This is a genomic window from Pontibacillus salicampi (assembly GCF_042434395.1).
Classification (GTDB): Bacteria; Bacillota; Bacilli; order Bacillales; family BH030062; genus Pontibacillus; species Pontibacillus salicampi.
Genome location: NZ_JBHLTP010000013.1, coordinates 35,661 through 54,542, shown reverse-complemented (window position 1 = coordinate 54,542; position 18,882 = coordinate 35,661). Strand labels below are relative to the sequence as shown.

Sequence of the window (18,882 nt, the reverse complement as noted above, 5' to 3'; positions counted from 1 at the left end):
AAAAACGTAAGCGAGAGTTCCCGCTTACGACGATAGACAAGTTTTTCCGTATTCTATTTGCTGTTTAACTTGCTCCTCTGAGGTACCTCCATAGCTGCTCCGTGCGTTCATAACGGCTTTCGGCTGGAGTACCTCAAATATATCCTTTTCAAATAGGCCGCTAAACTGCTTATAGGTTTCCAAATCAATATCTAATAAATAAAGCCCATGCTCCAGACCGTACAATACTATCTTACCTATTATCTCATGTGCATCTCGGAACGACGATCCCTTATTCACTAAGTAATCAGCAATATCGGTCGCATTGGAGTAATCGGTTTGAACGGAATGCTTCATCTTCTCTTTATTCACTACCATCGTGTCAATCATAGGTGCTAGTAGCTGTAATGTACCGTCAAGTGTCTTAACGGTATCCAGCATCCCCTCCTTATCTTCCTGCATATCTTTGTTATACGCTAACGGCAAGCCTTTCAATACAGTCAAAAGCCCGATGAGATTTCCATTTACACGACCCGTTTTCGCTCGTAATAATTCTGGTACATCTGGGTTCTTTTTCTGAGGCATAATACTTGACCCTGTACAAAAGGAATCATCGAGCTCCACGAAACTAAACTCCTCACTCCCCCATAAAACAAGCTCCTCGGATAATCGAGATACATGCATCATAATAGTGGAGGCAATGGACATGAATTCTAATATAAAATCCCGATCGCTGACAGCGTCGATGCTATTTGGGTAAACATCCATAAACCCAAGAATTTCAGCAGTTCGTGTGCGTTCTATCGGAAAGGTCGTTCCCGCTAGAGCCCCCGCTCCCAATGGTGAGATGCTGATACGCTTCAGACTATCCTGCAGTCTGCACTTATCTCGTTCCAGCATCCAGAAATAAGCCATTATATGATGGGCGAACGAAATCGGTTGAGCTCTTTGAAGATGAGTGTACCCCGGCAATATCGTTTGCACGTTTGCTTCAGCCTGATTTACTATCGCTTGTTGAACGAGCCGAATTTGTTCGATGAATTTCTTAGTCTTTCGGTCGAGGTACAAGTGCATATCTGTCGCAATTTGATCGTTTCGGCTGCGCCCTGTATGCAGCTTCCCGCCGACAGTACCAATTTCCTCTATAAGAGCACGTTCTATATTCATGTGAATGTCCTCGTCAGCAATAGAGTACGCAAACGTGTCATTCTTTATTTGGTTCAGGATTGTAATGAGTCCGGTTTGAATTTGAGTGACCTCTTCCTCTGATAACACTCCACATTCACCCAGCATGGTAACATGGGCAAGACTGCCTTCAATGTCTTCCTCTGCGAATGCCTTGTCAAATTGGATCGAAGCTGTGAATTCCTCTACTAGATCGTTCGTCTCCTTCGTAAAACGTCCGCCCCATAATTTGGACATCTTCCTTCCTCCTCTCTTATAACTGGGATACGGGTTGCTTCCGATGGACCTCGGCGTGTACCTTCGTAGGAAGACCCCAAAGCTTAATAAACCCTTCAGCGGCTTGATGATCGAACATATCACCCTTTAAATACGTCGCAAGCTCTTCATTATACAAGGAGTATGCTGACTTACGTCCAACCACACTGTAATGGCCTTTATGAAGCTTCACGCGAATAGTTCCCGTCACTACTTTCTGGGTATCTTCAATAAATGCCTCTAAAGAGGATTTTAATGGAGAGAACCACAGTCCATCGTATATGAGCTTCGCCAATTGCTGATCGACCGTCGACTTAAACTGTGATACCTCTCTGGTGTGGGTTAGGAATTCAAGCTCTTTATGGGCGTTGATGAGAATGAGTGCAGCTGGATTTTCATACACTTCCCTTGATTTGATACCAACAAGACGATTCTCTACATGATCAATACGTCCTACCCCATGCTTTCCACCCATTACATTTAATTCTTCAATAAGTGGTACCAATTCTTTCTTCTCCCCGTTTAAGGCAACGGGACGACCTTCTTCGAACTCAATTTCTACATATTCAGCTTGATCCGGGGTATGCTCCAATGGATTCGTCCAGTCAAATGCTGCTTCTGGTGCTTCAGCCCACGTGTCCTCTAACACTCCTGCCTCACAGGCACGCCCCCATATATTGGCGTCGATAGAAAACGGGTTTTCAGTCGTTACCGGTACAGCTATACCTTTATCCTTAGCATAAGCAAGCTGCTCATCTCTTGTCATACCCCATTCTCGAACGGGAGCAATCACCTTCAGATTTGGATTTAGAGCTTGAATGGACAGCTCAAAGCGAACCTGGTCATTCCCTTTTCCAGTACATCCATGGGCAACCGCCACAGCTCCTTCCTGCTCTGCGACATCAACAAGCAGCTTAGAAATCAAAGGACGCGATAGTGCTGAAGATAAAGGGTATTTTCCTTCGTACATAGTGTTCGCCTTAAGAGCGGGTAAAAGGTACTCTTCTGCAAGCTCTTCCTTCGCATTCACAACGTGTGCTTTGACAGCCCCTACTTGTAAAGCCTTGGATTGAATGGTTTCTAAATCCTTTCCTTCTCCCACATCAAGACCTAATGCTATTACTTCATAACCGTACTTTTCTTCTAGCCATTTAATACATATGGATGTATCCAGCCCGCCTGAATACGCCAAAACGATTTTGCCGTTACTCATTATCTCCACTCCTTCAAAATGAATTTTTATAATGTTTTAGGTATTTTTATACGTTATTTACCTGACAAAAGATAGTGCATAATGGCTTTTTGCACGTGCAATCTGTTCTGTGCCTCTTCAAACACAACAGAATGAGAACCATCAATAATTTGGGAGGTGACCTCTTCCCCTCGATGAGCTGGGAGGCAATGCATAAAGGTGTAATCCTGTTTGGCATAGGAGCATAAATCCTCGTTCACCTGAAATCCCTGAAATGCTCCCATTCTTGCTGCCTGTTCCTCCTCTTGCCCCATGCTTGCCCATACGTCTGTCACAATGACATCTGCATGCTCTACTGCTTCCTTTGGGTCCGCTGTAATGGAAACAGAGCCTCCTGTTAGTGCTGCTTCTTGTTCTCCAGCAGCAACGATCTTTTTATCTGGTTCATACCCGACCGGCGCTGCTATGGAAAGGTGGAGACCTGTTTTCGCCGCCCCCTCTATAAACGAATGAGCCATATTATTGCCATCGCCGATATAGGCAACCTTTACATCTTGGAGACCACCTTTTACCTCTTTAATTGTCAGCAAATCAGCCATTACTTGGGTAGGGTGATGCATATCTGTCAAGCCATTTATGACAGGTACTGTTGCAGCATCAGCAAAGCGCTGGATAATATCATGACCGAATGTACGAATCATGAGGGCGTCCACATATTGCGATAAAACCATCGCAGTATCTTCAACGGACTCACCGCGGCCAAGCTGAAGGTCATCTGATTTTAAATGGATGGCATTTCCCCCTAATTGAATCATCCCGGCTTCAAAGGATACCCGAGTACGGGTAGATGATTTTTCGAAAATCATTCCTAATATTTTCCCTTCAAGCTCCTTATGCTGGGTACCTGATTTTTGCTGGTTCTTCAATACTGTCGCTTTCTCCAGTACATCGAAAATTTCTGTAGCAGACCATTCTCCAATAGTTAAGAAATCCTTCGTTCCGCTAGCAATAGTTGATGGCATTCTCTTCATCCTTCCTTACGAATAGAGTTTGTAGGAATATGCTTTTTTGGAGCGACTATCTTCAATTGTTCCTACTGTAGCCGATACGTTTCCTTTCAGTAAATACGGGACTAGCTTAAAGGTATCAATATGCGTAAACATAGGAACACGGTATCTTGTCGCCAAAGCTCTTATTTGAAATCCAAATCGATCCTTCTTACGCCCAAGTGTCGGAGTACACACTATTGCATCAATGGATTGATGCTTTATTTCATTCTCTATTGTCGTCATGTCTTTCTCTATCCGTTCCGCTTCTAGCCCATGCTTATGGAAGAAAGCTGCTGTATTCGGTGTTGCTTTATACGTAACTCCCTGCTTCTTTAATGCCTTAAATATAGGTATAGAACTAGCAACCTTTTCTTCTTCTTTTAAGGAGCACAAGATAGTAGACTCCTTTTCCAGCTTTGTTTGATACCATGCTTTCGCAATAGCATCATCAAGGTTCGTGCTTACCCCTAATACCTCTCCCGTCGATTTCATTTCTGGACCGAGCGCATGATCTACCTGGTGCAGCTTGTAATCCGAGAAGGTAGGTGCTTTTACAGCATAAAATGACGCTTCTGGTAACAATCCTGTTCCATAGTCCAACTCCCTGAGAGACATGCCTAGCTGGGTGTGGACAGCTAATTCAATCATCGGAACGTTGGTTACTTTACTTATGATAGGAATTGTTCTAGACGACCGTGGGTTAACTTCCAATACATAGACACGGCCTTCGTGGAGGACAAACTGAATATTGATGACTCCAACTGCTCCCATTTCTTTTGCTAACAAATGAGTGTACCGATGAATGGTTTCCTTTTCCTCTTCGGTAATGGTTAACGGTGGATAAACTGCGGTGCTGTCACCCGAATGAACTCCAGCCTTTTCCATATGCTCCATAATCCCAGGTATCAGAATATCCTTTCCATCACAGATTGCATCTACCTCACATTCTTTCCCTGGCAGATATTCATCTACAAGGAGCGGCCACATCCGAGTGTTCGTTATTTTCCATTGTTTTGCATGATGCAAGAAATCTTCTTTTTGATCAAACAGAAACATGGATTGACCGCCAATAACGTGCGAGGGCCTTACAATGACCGGAAACTGAAGCTTACTAGCCACTTGACTAATGTCATCCTGCTCTGTAACTGAAGTACCGTTTATATAAGGGATTTCTAGCTGCTGCAAGGTAAAGAAAAAACTCTCCCTATTTTCTACCTTTTCAATCCCCTCTACTGATGTGCCTAGTATAGTAATCTCGCATTCTTCTAGTCCTTCCGCTAGGTTTATAGCTGTTTGACCTCCAAATTGAAGGAGCACTTTATCTACTTGTTCTCTTTCTATGACAGATAATACGTCCTCCAGCATAAGCGGCTCAAAATACAGCCGATCGGCAACCGTATAATCCGTACTGACCGTTTCTGGGTTATTGTTCATTACAATCGCTGTGTACCCCTTCTCCTTTAGGGCCATTGCAGCATGCACAGAACCGTAATCAAACTCGATGCCTTGACCAATTCGGATAGGTCCGGAACCAATGACGAGCACTTTCTCCCCGCCTTGTTGGTCCTCTACTTCATCCTGACCCTTCCAGGTAGAGTAATAATACGGTGTCATTGCTTCAAATTCACCAGCGCATGTATCCACCTGCTTGTAGGCAGGCTTTACGTCTAGCTGCTTTAATATTTTGCGAAAATCGAGCAGTGATAGCCCGGTGCAATCCGCAAGATAAGCATCACTCACGTTATATTGCTTTGCCTTTAAAATTGTAGATTTAGAAAGAACCATAAGGTCACGAATTTCCTTTTCCAAGCGAACCATGTTCTCTAATTTGACGAGAAACCACGGATCCATCATGGTCTGTTCCTTTATTACATCTAACAAAATGCCTCGTTGGAATGCTTCACCAATGACAAACAAGCGATCATCTGTTGGTGTTTTAAGCTTTTGTAATAACTCTTCTTGGGTTAGATCTGTATAATCCTGAGATGTTAGGCTATACCGATCTGCTTCCAATGACCGGATGGCCTTATTCATCGCACCTTCAAACGTTCGATCCATTGCCATAACTTCTCCCGTTGCTTTCATCTGTGTATTCAGCACACGATCGCCCTCTGGGAACTTATCAAATGGAAAACGAGGAAGCTTTACCACAATATAATCTAAAGCGGGCTCGAAGGAGGCAAAGGTTTTCTGGGTAATCGGATTCGGTAATTCGTGTAAATGGTAGCCAATAGCACACTTGGCAGCCATGCTCGCAATCGGATAGCCCGTTGCCTTCGATGCTAGTGCAGAGGATCTGCTTACTCTAGGATTCACTTCAATAACATAATAATTATTAGAATATGGGTCGAGTCCAAATTGAATGTTACAGCCTCCAACGATATCCAGAGCTCGAATGACCTTCACCGAGGCATCACGTAGCATTTGGTACTGATGGTCCGTCAGCGTTTGAGAAGGAGCTACTACCATCGAGTCTCCCGTATGAACTCCAACAGGATCAATATTTTCCATATTGCATACGATTATGCTCGTGTCATTTGCATCACGCATCACCTCATATTCTACTTCCTTCCAGCCTAGAATACTTTTTTCTACGAGTATCTGATGAATAGGGCTGAGCTGAAGACCTTTTCTAGCTATCTCCTCTAGTTCTTGGCTGTTATATGCCACTCCCCCTCCTTCTCCACCAAGTGTATAGGCAGGACGGACAATGACAGGGTACGTAATAGAGTCTGCAAAGGATAAGGCATCCTCTTTTGTAGAAACCATTTTGGAATCAGGAATGGGTTCGTCAATGTCCAGCATTAATTGGCGGAACAGCTGCCGATCCTCTCCCTGTTTAATAGAATCTAATGATGTTCCAAGCAGTTCTACTCCATATTGCTCCAGAATACCCTTTTCCTCTAGTTCCATAGTCAAATTTAAACCGGTCTGTCCACCAAGGGTTCCAATTAAGCCTTGTGGCTGTTCTGCTGAGATAATTTTTTCCACTACTTCTATTGTAAGCGGCTCCATGTACACACGATCTGCCATCATAGGATCTGTCATAATGGTTGCTGGGTTACTATTCAAAAGGATAACCTCTATGCCCTCTTCCTTCAGAGCGATGCAGGCCTGTGTACCAGAATAATCAAATTCAGCTGCCTGCCCAATTTGAATTGGACCTGAGCCAATAATGAGTACCTTTTGAAGATCAGGACGTCGTGGCATATGTGCTCTCACCTACCAATTCTATAAAATCCCGAAACATAAATTCGGTATCAGACGGACCTGCGTGAGCTTCAGGGTGAAACTGTACCGAAGCAATCGGCAAGGTGTGGTGCTTCATCCCTTCCACAGAACCGTCGTTAATATTGTGATACGTTGGAATAAACGGGGTGTTCTTTAGACTTGTTTTATTCACTTCATAGCCATGGTTCTGGGAGGTTATATATACCTTGCCAGAATCAACATGCTGAACCGGATGATTTGCCCCTCGATGTCCATACGTTAATTTAGAAGTTGTAGCTCCATAGGCTAACGCAAGCAGCTGATGCCCTAGACAAATACCAAATGTAGGATAAGTTGAGGTAATCTGCTGAATAGCTGGCAGTATATTGGATATCCCTTCTGGATTACCAGGACCATTACTTAGCATTATCCCATCCGGCTTTAACCCTTTCACTGTGTCGAAGCTTGTGTTATAAGGCACGACTGTAACCTTACAGCCTAGCTTGAGTAAATAATCAAGAATAGATTTCTTATAGCCGAAATCTATCAGGATAATATGCGGCCCTTCCTGTTCATACGTAATCGGCTGTGTAACGGAAACGACCGGAACATGAGATGGCTCCGTTTTCCCCCATTCTAATGAAGAAGGGATTTCAAAAACGAGCTTCCCTTTCATCGTCCCTTGCTTTCGTATAGTCTTGACCAAGGCCCGGGTATCGATTCCAGACAACCCAGCAACCCCTTGGTGCTCTAAGTAATGATGCAGGGATTGAATGGATTGAAAATGACTGGGAGCTTCACAATCCTCTCCAGTAATAACGCCTGCTAGATGAGGTACGCAGCTCTCAAAATCTATATCATTAATTCCATAATTGCCGATAAGCGGATAGCAGAAAACAATCATTTGACCAGCGTAGGATGGATCTGTAATGATTTCCTGATAGCCTGTCATGCTCGTATTAAAGACTACCTCACCCTCTGTCGGCCTTTTATCTCCCATCCATTTCCCTTCCCATACTTCCCCTGTTTCTAATACAAGGTATCCTTTACTAGCCATAGACCTCTCTCCTAACCTGGAAATCTTTTGTGGTATATGAAAATGTCTTCGTTGCGAATTATTATACATAAACAAGAATTAATATACAATATAAAAGATGTAATTTTTTAAATATTTTTATAAAACCGTTAATAATAAAGGATTGAATCTCCCCATTCATTTTATTCCGCAAGACCTTACATGAATACCACATTCATTATCCTGCATAAAATCCCAACCGTTTCATTACTATTAGGAGAATTGAAGATTAAAATCTGCTAAGGTAAAAGATAGATAGGAAGGAGGCAATAAAATGAAAGTGCTAAGTACGAAAGCGTATAAGGGTGCGATGGACTTTATTTTGGAGAAGGGTCGCCCCTTAGAGAAGTCATTATTTCAATACGAATTCAACAACGGAAGTGCAGAAGAGGTTTTGAAGGCGTTAAAATCGTATCAAAATGAGGATGGTGGCTTTGGCAACGGACTTGAAGCTGACTTTAGGCTAAAAGCGTCCTCCCCTATGGCTACCTCTGTTGCTTTACAACACCTTGTAAGACTGGCTGATCATCCTCAAGCTGATGAAATGATTACGCTGGCTATTCAATATCTGGAATATACCTTTTTAGAGGAACGTCAGGGGTGGCTTGCTGTTCCACCAGAGGTCAACGATTACCCTCATGCCTTTTGGTGGTCTGTGCACGATAATGGGATGAGCTGGATTGATGAGAATTGGGGGAATCCTTCAGCGGAATTAATAGGCTATCTGCATTTGTTCGAGGACAAGGTTCAGGTGTTGCAGGTGCCTAAATTAGTGGATCAGGCTGTTCAGCATCTATTAGAGCTAAAAACGTTTGAATCAGAGCATGAAATGTATTGTTACTTACGGTTGCTTGCTATGGTTCCAGCTCAACGGACTGAAAAGGTAGAAAGACAGCTAACAAAAGCTGTTCAGTCGTTAGTGAAGCTGGATCGGGAAAATTGGGAGAAATATGTTCCCTTCCCTCTTAAGTTTATCCCAACTCCAGAAGCGAACCATTTTGGCATTCCAGCTTTTAAAGTAGAGGATAATCTAGACTTCTTTATTGATAAACTGGAAGAACATGGCCGTATCACACCTCCGTGGGAATGGACGACGGATTTAGACGTATGGGAACAGGCTAAACAAGAATGGTCCGGTACCCTGACACTCGGTGCCCTCATTTCCTTACGAACATTTAATAGGCTTTAGCTCTCTCCTTTATTCCTAAAGTCAGGAGGTTCTGTACCTCCATTACGATTAAAGTTTGAAATGAAGATTAGGCTGAAGCGTAGGAATGCTGCAGCCTAATCAACTGCTTTTTCTAACCCCTCATTACCTCGGAACCAAGCTAACATGAAAGACTCTATTTCAAACGGAAAGCCTGATCACTTAAGCGATCAGGCTTTTTTGTTATTCCTATTAGGATACTACTTTATATTTATTGTGATTGACCACAGTACGGTCGTGCTCCATGTCCAGGTCTTTGAACCCTTCCATAATGCTCAAATCGACGATGACGGAGTTGGCGCATGAGCTTGGGAGCACTTTACCTTCTAATACCATACCGCCTCTTTCGAATCTAACGACATCTCCAAAATTTGCTGTTTTATCATCTGGAACCACTTTAGCCAATTTCCATACTCCTCCTTACAATACTAACTTCTTACCTATTTGTACGAATAACTTGTCTGTTGGTTTCCAATTTTTCAATACTTTCTATCCATCATACATAAAATAATTGGTAATTTCTAATATATTTCGTAAAAAGCTTTATTTTTCGTAGTGGTACCGACCAATCATGTCACTTTTTTTATCCTTTTTGCGGTTACCACCATTTCTTGTCTTTACATAAGATGAGGCTCCCCCTTCGGAACAGGAAGGTTGGCTAATCGGAATAACTCATCATATGTATCTACCTTCATCCCCTCCGGAAGTGACTCCTGTACTATATCCTTTTCTACTTTCCAATGTGCAAAAAGCACATGCTCCCACTTCATTGATATAAGCACCTGCACACCCCTACCCTTTCCCTTTGAGTCCACTCTATTTCATCTGCTATACCCTAGAAGTCCTCTTTTATCCTTCCTGCAACATACCAAAGCAAAAACAACAGGAAACAACAAAATAACACAAACAAAACCAACATTAACTGTTTGTTAATATCCGCTTTACATAGAGACGATACATTGAACATACAACACCCCACAAGACAGCCTAAATCCCAAAGTTTTGAGCAAGAAAAATGGTGGTTTGTTGTTATGATGGCAGCCTCTATAGTGTTGGAATCGTACTAAGCTAGCAATGCTTAAGTAGGGTTAACAGAGAATAGTGTGCCATTCCGTATTGATCAAACGTTTGAACAATAGTCATAAAAGGCCGCTCTCTGCAATAGAATAGCTGCTTTAGAAAATGAAATTAGTGCTTCTTATGAAGCCCCCTATCTATCAACAACTATAAATGGAAAGGATGAAATCGTATGACGAATAACATTAAAGGCATTATTTTTGACTGGGCAGGTACTACAGTAGATTATGGCTGCTTTGCTCCGGTTCAAGTTTTCAGGGAAGTATTTTATAACCGCAATGTAGAGATTACATATGAGGAAGCAAGAGCGCCTATGGGCTTATTGAAGATAGACCATATTCGTGCCATTTGTGATATGGACCGTGTAAAGGAAGAGTGGATATCTGTTCATGGAAAAGCACCTACAAAGAAGGACGTAGAACGTTTATATGAAGATTTCGAACCCATGCTATTTTCCATTTTAGAACATTATGCAGAACCGCTCCCCCATGTATTAGACACGATGAACTCCTTACGTAATGCTGGGATTGCAATTGGCTCTACAACTGGGTACACGGAAGAAATGATGCATGTGATTGCTCGGGAAGCACAGCACCAAGGGTACGAGCCTGATCATATTGTGACTTCAACCGAAGCACCTGCTGGTCGTCCATATCCGTGGATGTGCTATATGAATGCGATGCGCATGAACGTCTATCCTATGAAACAGATGATAAAGGTCGGAGATACCGTTACGGATATTAAGGAAGGACTTAACGCTGGAATGTGGTCCGTTGCAACTATCCTTGGGAGCAGCACGCTTGGTTTATCGAAAGAAAGTGTAGAGACGATGGAACCGGATAATCTTTCAGAAAGAGTGGAAGCCGCTAGAAAGAAACTATATGATGCCGGTGCTCATTTTGTGCTGGATGATATCTCAGAGCTCCCTGCTCTTATCGATCATATTAATAAGAAGTTGAATGAGGGAGAGCATACTGCCCTGTTATCATAGCCTAAAAAACAAACACCCAAATTACTTCCTACAGCTCTTGCAGTTATACGAATTTTGCGCATCCAGAAAGGAGTTTACTATGTGTTCATCTGTAAATAACCCATACCTATTGTTAACACCAGGGCCCCTTACCACAACTTCCACGGTCCGCGAAACGATGCTTCATGATTGGTGCACGTGGGATGAAGAATACAAGACACTCGTCCAATCCATCCGCCAATCCCTGCTTCAGGTTGCCAACGTTTCAAACGAGAAATACACCGTTATCCTTATGCAAGGGAGCGGCACTTATTGTGTTGAGTCGGTCATCACTTCCTCCATTCCTGCCCACGGAAAGTTACTAGTGGTGATGAATGGTGCTTACGGAGAGCGTATTGGAACTATCGCTTCTTCAATCGGAATAAACTGGACTAGCTTTCGCACCGAGGAAACACACCAGCCAGATATAGAGTCATTAAGACAAGTGCTAGCAGCTGATTCAGCCATCACCCATGTTGCCGTGGTACATTGTGAGACCACAACAGGAATGCTTAACCCCATTCAGGAAATCAGTGAAGTGGTCAAGGAATTCGATAAAACATACATCGTGGATGCCATGAGCAGCTTTGGCGGGATAACCATGGATATCGAGCAGATGGACATAGACTACGTGATCAGCAGTGCCAATAAATGCATTCAAGGTGTTCCTGGCTTCGGGTTTATCATTGCTAATCGCTCCACTTTACAGACGTGTAAAGGTCAATCGCGTTCGTTATCTTTAGATATGTATGATCAGTGGGAAACCATGGAGGAGCAGGAAGGAAAGTGGCGCTTCACCTCCCCTACCCATACAGTAAGAGCATTTCGACAGGCGCTGGATGAATTGCAGGCAGAAGGCGGCGTATCAGAAAGGGAAAGAAGATATATGGAAAACCAAAATACCTTAGTGCGGGGTATGAGAGCTTTAGGCTTCTCCACCCTTCTATCAGACGATAACCAATCCCCAATCATTACTGCTTTTCAATATCCAGAGCATTCAACCTTTTCCTTCGATGCCTTTTATAATGAGTTGAAATCAAGGGGCTTCGTTATTTACCCCGGAAAAGTGACGAACCTTGCAACCTTCCGAATTGGAAATATCGGAAATGTCCATGCAGCAGATATAGACAGGCTGTTAGAGGCTGTTAAGGAGAGCAAGTACTGGGAACTTACCACGGTTTAACGTCTTACAAGCTCTCACATATTATGCTGCGATACATTCCCGTGATAAGAACGGTAACCTGAGGAGGAAAAGACGTTTGTCATTAGTTGCAGAGGAAAGAAAACAAAACATCGTCCAGCTGTTGGAGCAACATGGAAAGGTTCGCGTGAGCGATTTAGCCAACCGTTTACACGTATCTACAGAAACCATCCGCCGCCACCTGGATGATTTAGAGGCAGAAAACCGATTAAAAAAAGTATATGGTGGCGCTATAAAAATACATCAGCAAATCGAGCCACCTCATCACGAACGAAGTTCCATTCAAGAAAAGGCAAAGCATACAATCGGCAGGCTCGCAGCGGAACAAGTGAGCGATTATGACGTTATCTATATTGACGAAGGAAGTACACCGCTTCCTATGATCCCTCACCTTATTTCTAAGAAACAATTAACTATTATGACTACGTCTATTCCCGCATTGAATATGCTGATGGAGTACACGAAAAAAGAACGTCTAGATGCGAGAGTTATTTTCATCGGTGGTGAGGTAAATACAGACCACCTAAGAACCTCAGGTCCTATCGCTGAAAAGATGCTGGAAGACTTTTTTGTCACCAAAGCTTTTCTTGTTGCTGATGGTATTGAGGTAAAAAGCGGCATCACCAGTTATGACCCTAACAAAGCATTAGTGACTAAAAAACTGATTACCCACACGGAGGAAACTTTCGTATTAGCAGATCATACAAAAATTAATCATCGTACGTATGCAAAGATGGCCAGTCTAGAAGACGTTACAGCCGTTATTTGCGATGAATCGGCACCAGAACACTTTCACCTACCATTGGAAAGGCAGCAAACAAGGTGGATTTCCCCTGCAGCTGAGGAATAGTAATTCCTCAGCTTTTTATGTGTGTGCTTCTTTTTCCTTTTCTACCAACTGGGTATAATTTTTTCCTTTTTCGGGACAAATAGGATAGATGTTGGAAACAGGAAAATTACAGTTGAGGTGAACTATATTGGATACGGTTGTACTCGCCCGGGCACTATTTGGCTCCACTCTCGGATTTCATATTATTTATGCAACTATCGGTGTTGGTGTGCCGGTCATGATTATCATTGCAGAATGCATGCATTTAATTACTAAGGATAAGCACTATGCAATAATGGCAAAGCGATGGACGAAAGGATTTGCTATATTACTAGCTGTTTCCATTGCTTCTGGAACGATTGTAGGTGTCATGCTTTCTCTCCTATTTCCAGGGTTCATGGAAATCGTTGGCCAGGTTATCGCCCTCCCCTTTCAGATTGAGATTTTCGCCTTCTTAATTGAAGCAGTGTTCATGTCTATCTATTTATATGCAGCCGACCGTTTACCGTCTTGGCTTCGGTTAGTTAGTATTATTTCTGTTGCAGTTGGGGCTACTGCCTCCGCCGTACTCATTACAGATGCCCACGCATGGATGAACACCCCCGCGGGCTTTGAAATGAATGATGCGGGTAAGATTATAAATGTCAATCCGTGGGAGGCCTTCTTTAATCCTAGCTTTGTCGTAACAGCCATACACGTTACTGTTTCTGCTTACATGACGGTCGCCTTTCTAATTGCCTCTATAGGAGCTATCCGATTACTGCAGAAAAACCTTACGAAAGAAGAACGTGTATATCATCGAAAAAGCTTAACCATCGCCATCTATCTTGGTGCTATTATGTCGCTTGCTACTGCCGTGAATGGACACGAAACAGCACAAATGCTTCATGAATACAATCCGAGAAAGCTTGCTGGCGCAGAAGGTTTATTTGAAACAACTAAATACGCCCCCCTTTCTATAGGTGGATATACGTCTAGAGAAGAGGAGGAAGTCAAGTTTGCCATTGAAGTCCCATACGCGCTTAGCTTCCTAGCAGGAGATCGATTTGATACAGAAGTGAAAGGACTGAAGGAATATCCAGAGGAACTGTGGCCCCCTCTTTATATCCACACTCTCTTCAACGTTATGGTGGGAATTGGAACCATGCTCATTGGTCTTTCCTTTTTGGCTATTGCTCTCAAGTGGATTCGAAGAAAACCGCTCCCCAACTGGATACTTGCTTTATTTGTTGCAGGTGGACCGCTGGCACTCATCGCCATTGAGGCGGGATGGTGCTTTAGCTGTATAGGCCGACAGCCGTACACAATTGTTAATGTATTAAAAACAACAGAGGCGGCTACACAATCGACTAATGTTGGACTACTTTTCGTCTTATTTGTGTCTTTATATGTGTTGTTGCTGTTTGCTTCTGTTTTCATACTGCGATTTTATTTCAAACGCCATCCTGTACATCCTGAGTTTAACGAGAAGGAGGTTCAATCGTAATGGAAGAATCCCTTATTGCCGTCACCATTTTATGGAGCTTCCTATTTATCTATTCGATGCTAGGGTCTCTCGACTTCGGAGCAGGCTTCTGGGCGATGATTTACGGAAAAAACGACCGTACCAATGCGGCTATTATAGCTAATCGCTTCCTCTCTCCTACGTGGGAAGTGACTAATGTTTTTCTAGTCTTGCTTGTGGTTGCACTATTTAGTTTTTTTCCATTCGCGGCCAGCATGCTAGGCACCTTACTGCTTGTACCAATGGGGTTAGGGCTGCTATTGTTAACCATCCGAACAACCTTTATGGTATTTGCCAATTATGCAAACAAGTTTAAAGATGTATTTCGGATTACTTCTGGGATAACCGGACTATTAATCCCTGCATTGCTCGTTAGTATTTTACCGATTACGCTAGGCGGCTTCGTCGAATTTAACAACGGATATCCTCAATTACTATATGGTAAAATACTTTCCAGTCCAACAACCTACATGCACATAGCCTTTGGCTTAAGTACGGAACTCTTTCTCTCCGCTTTATTCTTAACGGATTATGCCCGTGAGGCTAAGGATGATAGTGCCTTTCGCACCTATCGCATGCATGCCATTTGGCTTGGACCGCTTACACTAGTTATTGCTGTTCTTACCATTGTTACCATGCCGACAGAAGCCTCTTGGCTCGTGGAGAACGTTAGGGGCAACCTTTATGGGTTTGGGATGTCCATATTGCTATTTGCCATTGGTTATTCTTTACTCTTCTTCAAGCAGCGAAACGGCCTTGTGGGCTACTCTAGGGCGGCGGTTATTTTCGTCATTCTACAATACGGATTTGCCATCTACGCATATGGTTCTGCTCACCTGCCTTATCTTGTCTATCCGGATTTAACAGTCCAGGACGGATTTACAAACCCTGCAATGTTTTATCAGCTTCTCATCGCTTACGCTATCGGATTATCCATTCTTGTTCCAGCCTTTTTCCTTTTTTGGAGGCTTTTCCTGAAGGACCAGCGATATTTAGAACAAAAATAAAGGGCCTGTCACAAGACAGCCCTTTTTACATTCGTTTATATATTCGGTGTTTGATCTATCTCTTCTTTGTTTCCTCTCATCTTTAAAAGAGGTATAACGAAGGATAGAGCAGAAACAATAATCAATCCAAGTGATATTGGGTTTTGAAAGAAAATCAGGAAGCTTCCATCCGAAATAGTTAGTGATTGACGAAGTGCTTGCTCCATCATACCTCCTAGTATGAAGGCTAGAATAAATGGTGGTGCAGGAAACGAGAACAAGCGCATCAAGTACCCAATGACACCAAACAAAAGCAATACATATAAATCAAACACATTAAAGCTGATGGAATACACACCAAGCATACTAAAGACTACCATTAACGAAATCAGTAACGGCCGAGGTATTTTCAGAATTTTAGAGATATACGGGATTAATGGCAAGTTTAGAATTAATAGGAGAACATTACCGATGTACATCGAAGCGATAATGCCCCAAAATACATCAGGATGGTCTTGCATTAATAATGGACCAGGCTGTATCCCCAGCACCATAAAAGCACCGAGCATAACGGCGGTCGTTCCAGATCCCGGTATCCCTAAGCTCAATAACGGGACAAAAGCACCGCTTGTCGCAGCATTATTTGCCGTTTCAGGTCCTGATAAGCCTTTGACAGACCCTTTTCCAAACTCTTCTGGTTTTTTAGCAATCCTTTTTTCCGAAATATAACCGATAAACGAGGCAATTGTAGCCCCTGCTCCAGGTAAGATGCCTAATACGAACCCTAAAAAGGATTGGCGTGTCATCGGACCACGCATCTCTGTCAATTCCTTTCTCCCAAGCTTCAAATTACCAATGTTAGACTGCTGGCTCAAGGAGTTATCGTGGCGATTTTTTATAAGGAAACACACCTCAGCCAGTGCGAATAGTCCAAGTGCAATAATTAAAAAGTCAAATCCGCTCATTAAATTCGCATTTCCAAACGTGAAACGAGCTGTTCCTGTTTGTCCATCTATTCCAACTGTTGCTACCATAAATCCTGCAGTAGCTGATATGAGCGCTTTGATAGTCGAACCATCTGCAAGACTAGAAATGGCTGTTAACCCCATTAGCATTAATGCAAAATATTCCGGAGGCCCAAATGCAACAGCCACCTGCGCTAAGGCAGGAGCAAAAAGCATTAAGAGCACAACCGATATAGTTCCTCCTACGAAGGAAGATATCGCTGCAATAGCAAGAGCTTTCCCCGCTTCCCCTCGCTGCGCCATCGGGTACCCGTCGAAGGCACTTGCTACTGTTCCGGAAATACCTGGTGCATTTAATAAAATAGAAGAAGTAGAGCCTCCAAATACTGCTCCATAATAAACGCCTGCCATCATGACGAGCGCTGTGGAAGGCTCCATGCCATAAGTGATTGGAATCATAATAGCAATAGCACTTATCGGCCCTAATCCAGGAAGCATACCGATAAGAGTACCAACTATTACTCCAATCGAGACGAATAGTAATCCATACACACTAAACGCCACTTGAAATCCATCGAGAATATTTGCAAAAGCACCCATTTATACTCACACCTTTAAAAGGGAAGGATCCCTTGGGGTAATCGAATTTGTAATAAATAATGAAATAAGTAATATAACAAGGACGGGAATAAAACCGACACTATCGCATTTACTTTTACATTGGTATAGCCCAGAAACCTAGAGCAAATAAAAAGGAACAAGGCTGTTACCACTACAAAACCTAATAGCTCGAATAAGAATATATAACAGAAAATCATGAAAGCTACGACAGACAAGACCCCGATTTCCTTTTTCGGTATCGCCCTTTTCTCTTTCTCTTCGTTTGTCTCTGACTGCTTATCGAAATACAATAATACAGCGAGTACAACCATAATATAGCCTAATGCTTTCGGTACTAAGTCAGCGTCAACTGGAACATATGGATATGCCGGCAAATTATAGCTCATAACAAGATAGCCGCCTGAAAATATGAGTAAAAACAAGCTTATTTTTTGATTTAAGGTTTTCAGCATGTCACCACCACCCTTTTTACTTGAAGCCGGTGAGATATCCCACCGGCTGAATGATACATTATTTCGCGAGCCCCAATTCATCTAGTAAGGACTGCAAATCCTTAGTTTGTTCTTCTAGGAACTGCTTGTACTCTTCGCTATCCTTATACATCTCATTCCATCCATATTTCGAACGGATATCAGCAAATGCTTCTGATTCACTAACTTCCTTCAATTTCTCCTCATAATACTTCACTGCAGCAGGGTCCATATCCGCAGGACCAAAGAAACCTCTCCAGTTTACAAACGTAGCGTCAATTCCTTGCTCCTTTGCTGTTGGAAAAGTAGATAGCACTTCGCCATCCAGCCTTTCTTCAGACGTTACACCTAGCACCTCAATTTTATCTGCCTTTACCTGCTCAATCGTTTCTGCCACTCCGGTAGAATATACGTCCACGCTTCCATTCAATAGCGCCGTCAATGCCCCTCCATCCTGATCGGAAACGTATTTAATCTTCTTAATATCAACACCAGCTGCTTTTGCTATTTTGACAAATTGCATATGGTCCATACTTCCAGGAGAAGACGCGCCTACTACGGTAATACTCGAAGGATCATCCTTCATATCATCAAATAATTCCGTCAAGCTATCCCATTTCGCACCCTTCTTCACTGCAAAAGCACCGTAATCTGAAATCATATTAGCTAATGGCGTAAAGCTCTCGTACGTTAATTCCGTTTGCCCATTCAGCGGAACAAAAATGAGAGGCGGAGAAGAAACAAACAAATGGTGAGGATTTCCCTGCTTCCCGTTTATATAGGACCACCCTACTGATCCACCACCTCCAGGTTTATTAACAACACCAATGTCCTTCTCCACTATCCCTTCATCCTCCATTACCTTCGCAACAGACCTAGCAGTGGTATCCCAGCCACCACCAGCTCCAGCTGGAGCGACTACTTCAATATTCTGTTCAGGAGTCCATTCTCCGTTCTCCCCCGTACCAGAAGCCTGATCACCAGAAGAACAAGCCGCACCAAACAGTAACGAAGCACAAAATAAACTCACAAGCGTTTTCTTCATATCCTTTTCTCCCCCTACATAAG

16 protein-coding genes are annotated in these 18,882 nt (G+C 43.0%); 6 read left to right on the top strand and 10 right to left on the bottom strand.

What is annotated here, in order from left to right:
* Positions 1–24: 24 nt before the first annotated feature.
* Genes argH through ACFFGV_RS15875 form a run of 5 tightly spaced genes read right to left on the bottom strand, consistent with a single transcriptional unit; the run spans position 25 to position 7,927 of the window.
* Positions 25–1,401, bottom strand: coding sequence for an argininosuccinate lyase (argH, locus tag ACFFGV_RS15895; RefSeq protein ID WP_377349865.1), 1,377 nt, complete (start codon positions 1,399–1,401; stop codon positions 25–27).
* Between the two features lie 16 nt (positions 1,402–1,417).
* Complete coding sequence (locus tag ACFFGV_RS15890; RefSeq protein ID WP_377349862.1) at positions 1,418–2,632, bottom strand: argininosuccinate synthase; 1,215 nt, start codon at positions 2,630–2,632, stop codon at positions 1,418–1,420.
* A 53-nt stretch (positions 2,633–2,685) separates the two neighbouring features.
* Complete coding sequence (argF, locus tag ACFFGV_RS15885) at positions 2,686–3,633, bottom strand: ornithine carbamoyltransferase (RefSeq protein WP_377349860.1); 948 nt, start codon at positions 3,631–3,633, stop codon at positions 2,686–2,688.
* Positions 3,634–3,648: 15 nt separating this feature from the next.
* Positions 3,649–6,870 (bottom strand): carbamoyl-phosphate synthase (glutamine-hydrolyzing) large subunit, encoded by a 3,222-nt coding sequence (carB, locus tag ACFFGV_RS15880; RefSeq protein ID WP_377349857.1) that lies wholly within the window; start codon positions 6,868–6,870, stop codon positions 3,649–3,651.
* Positions 6,854–7,927: a carbamoyl phosphate synthase small subunit gene (locus ACFFGV_RS15875; RefSeq protein WP_377349854.1), complete on the bottom strand. Its 1,074-nt coding sequence runs from the start codon at positions 7,925–7,927 to the stop codon at positions 6,854–6,856. The genes carB and ACFFGV_RS15875 overlap by 17 nt, the downstream gene beginning before the upstream one ends.
* A 292-nt stretch (positions 7,928–8,219) precedes the next feature.
* Between ACFFGV_RS15875 and ACFFGV_RS15870 the strand changes: the two genes are divergently transcribed.
* A complete protein-coding gene (locus ACFFGV_RS15870) occupies positions 8,220–9,134 on the top strand; it encodes a hypothetical protein (RefSeq protein ID WP_377349851.1) in 915 nt (304 codons plus the stop codon).
* 210 nt (positions 9,135–9,344) lie between these two features.
* Here ACFFGV_RS15870 and ACFFGV_RS15865 read toward each other — a convergent pair whose 3' ends face one another.
* The gene (locus tag ACFFGV_RS15865; RefSeq protein ID WP_377351086.1) at positions 9,345–9,548 is read right to left on the bottom strand and encodes a YkvS family protein; all 204 of its coding nucleotides are present in this window, start codon (positions 9,546–9,548) and stop codon (positions 9,345–9,347) included.
* 221 nt (positions 9,549–9,769) lie between these two features.
* Positions 9,770–9,922 carry a DUF2071 domain-containing protein gene (locus ACFFGV_RS15860; protein ID WP_377349849.1) on the bottom strand — a complete coding sequence of 51 codons (153 nt, stop codon included), beginning with the start codon at positions 9,920–9,922 and terminating at the stop codon, positions 9,770–9,772.
* A 479-nt stretch (positions 9,923–10,401) separates the two neighbouring features.
* On the opposite strand from ACFFGV_RS15860, the gene phnX reads away from it, so the two are divergent.
* The 5 genes from phnX (at position 10,402) to ACFFGV_RS15835 (ending at position 15,779) form a co-directional block, all read left to right on the top strand.
* Positions 10,402–11,220, top strand: a complete 819-nt coding sequence (gene phnX / locus ACFFGV_RS15855; RefSeq protein ID WP_377349847.1) for a phosphonoacetaldehyde hydrolase — start codon at positions 10,402–10,404, stop codon at positions 11,218–11,220.
* Between the two features lie 79 nt (positions 11,221–11,299).
* Positions 11,300–12,421, top strand: coding sequence for a 2-aminoethylphosphonate--pyruvate transaminase (phnW, locus tag ACFFGV_RS15850; RefSeq protein ID WP_377349845.1), 1,122 nt, complete (start codon positions 11,300–11,302; stop codon positions 12,419–12,421).
* Between the two features lie 76 nt (positions 12,422–12,497).
* A complete protein-coding gene (locus ACFFGV_RS15845) occupies positions 12,498–13,289 on the top strand; it encodes a DeoR/GlpR family DNA-binding transcription regulator (RefSeq protein WP_377349842.1) in 792 nt (263 codons plus the stop codon).
* Between the two features lie 127 nt (positions 13,290–13,416).
* Positions 13,417–14,754 carry a cytochrome ubiquinol oxidase subunit I gene (locus ACFFGV_RS15840; protein ID WP_377349839.1) on the top strand — a complete coding sequence of 446 codons (1,338 nt, stop codon included), beginning with the start codon at positions 13,417–13,419 and terminating at the stop codon, positions 14,752–14,754.
* A complete protein-coding gene (locus ACFFGV_RS15835) occupies positions 14,754–15,779 on the top strand; it encodes a cytochrome d ubiquinol oxidase subunit II (protein WP_377349837.1) in 1,026 nt (341 codons plus the stop codon). The genes ACFFGV_RS15840 and ACFFGV_RS15835 overlap by 1 nt, the downstream gene beginning before the upstream one ends.
* Before the next feature lie 35 nt (positions 15,780–15,814).
* Here the strand turns inward: ACFFGV_RS15835 and ACFFGV_RS15830 are convergent, their stop codons facing one another.
* Genes ACFFGV_RS15830 through ACFFGV_RS15820 form a run of 3 tightly spaced genes read right to left on the bottom strand, consistent with a single transcriptional unit; the run spans position 15,815 to position 18,859 of the window.
* The gene (locus ACFFGV_RS15830; protein WP_377349834.1) at positions 15,815–17,323 is read right to left on the bottom strand and encodes a tripartite tricarboxylate transporter permease; all 1,509 of its coding nucleotides are present in this window, start codon (positions 17,321–17,323) and stop codon (positions 15,815–15,817) included.
* A gap of 14 nt (positions 17,324–17,337) precedes the next feature.
* Positions 17,338–17,796 carry a tripartite tricarboxylate transporter TctB family protein gene (locus ACFFGV_RS15825; protein ID WP_377349832.1) on the bottom strand — a complete coding sequence of 153 codons (459 nt, stop codon included), beginning with the start codon at positions 17,794–17,796 and terminating at the stop codon, positions 17,338–17,340.
* Between the two features lie 58 nt (positions 17,797–17,854).
* The gene (locus ACFFGV_RS15820; protein WP_377349831.1) at positions 17,855–18,859 is read right to left on the bottom strand and encodes a tripartite tricarboxylate transporter substrate binding protein; all 1,005 of its coding nucleotides are present in this window, start codon (positions 18,857–18,859) and stop codon (positions 17,855–17,857) included.
* Between the last annotated feature and the right edge of the window lie 23 nt (positions 18,860–18,882).

Bases quoted from the DNA above. Each gene is read 5' to 3' on its own strand.
- ACFFGV_RS15830 (WP_377349834.1), bottom strand. From the start codon at position 17,323: ATGGGTGCTTTTGCAAATATTCTCGATGGATTTCAAGTGGCGTTTAGT.
- ACFFGV_RS15890 (WP_377349862.1), bottom strand. From the start codon at position 2,632: ATGAGTAACGGCAAAATCGTTTTGGCGTATTCAGGCGGGCTGGATACA.
- ACFFGV_RS15820 (WP_377349831.1), bottom strand. From the start codon at position 18,859: ATGAAGAAAACGCTTGTGAGTTTATTTTGTGCTTCGTTACTGTTTGGT.
- argF (WP_377349860.1), bottom strand. From the start codon at position 3,633: ATGCCATCAACTATTGCTAGCGGAACGAAGGATTTCTTAACTATTGGA.
- phnX (WP_377349847.1), top strand. From the start codon at position 10,402: ATGACGAATAACATTAAAGGCATTATTTTTGACTGGGCAGGTACTACA.
- ACFFGV_RS15825 (WP_377349832.1), bottom strand. From the start codon at position 17,796: ATGCTGAAAACCTTAAATCAAAAAATAAGCTTGTTTTTACTCATATTT.
- argH (WP_377349865.1), bottom strand. From the start codon at position 1,401: ATGTCCAAATTATGGGGCGGACGTTTTACGAAGGAGACGAACGATCTA.
- carB (WP_377349857.1), bottom strand. From the start codon at position 6,870: ATGCCACGACGTCCTGATCTTCAAAAGGTACTCATTATTGGCTCAGGT.
- ACFFGV_RS15870 (WP_377349851.1), top strand. From the start codon at position 8,220: ATGAAAGTGCTAAGTACGAAAGCGTATAAGGGTGCGATGGACTTTATT.
- ACFFGV_RS15860 (WP_377349849.1), bottom strand. From the start codon at position 9,922: ATGAAGTGGGAGCATGTGCTTTTTGCACATTGGAAAGTAGAAAAGGAT.
- ACFFGV_RS15835 (WP_377349837.1), top strand. From the start codon at position 14,754: ATGGAAGAATCCCTTATTGCCGTCACCATTTTATGGAGCTTCCTATTT.
- ACFFGV_RS15875 (WP_377349854.1), bottom strand. From the start codon at position 7,927: ATGGCTAGTAAAGGATACCTTGTATTAGAAACAGGGGAAGTATGGGAA.
- phnW (WP_377349845.1), top strand. From the start codon at position 11,300: ATGTGTTCATCTGTAAATAACCCATACCTATTGTTAACACCAGGGCCC.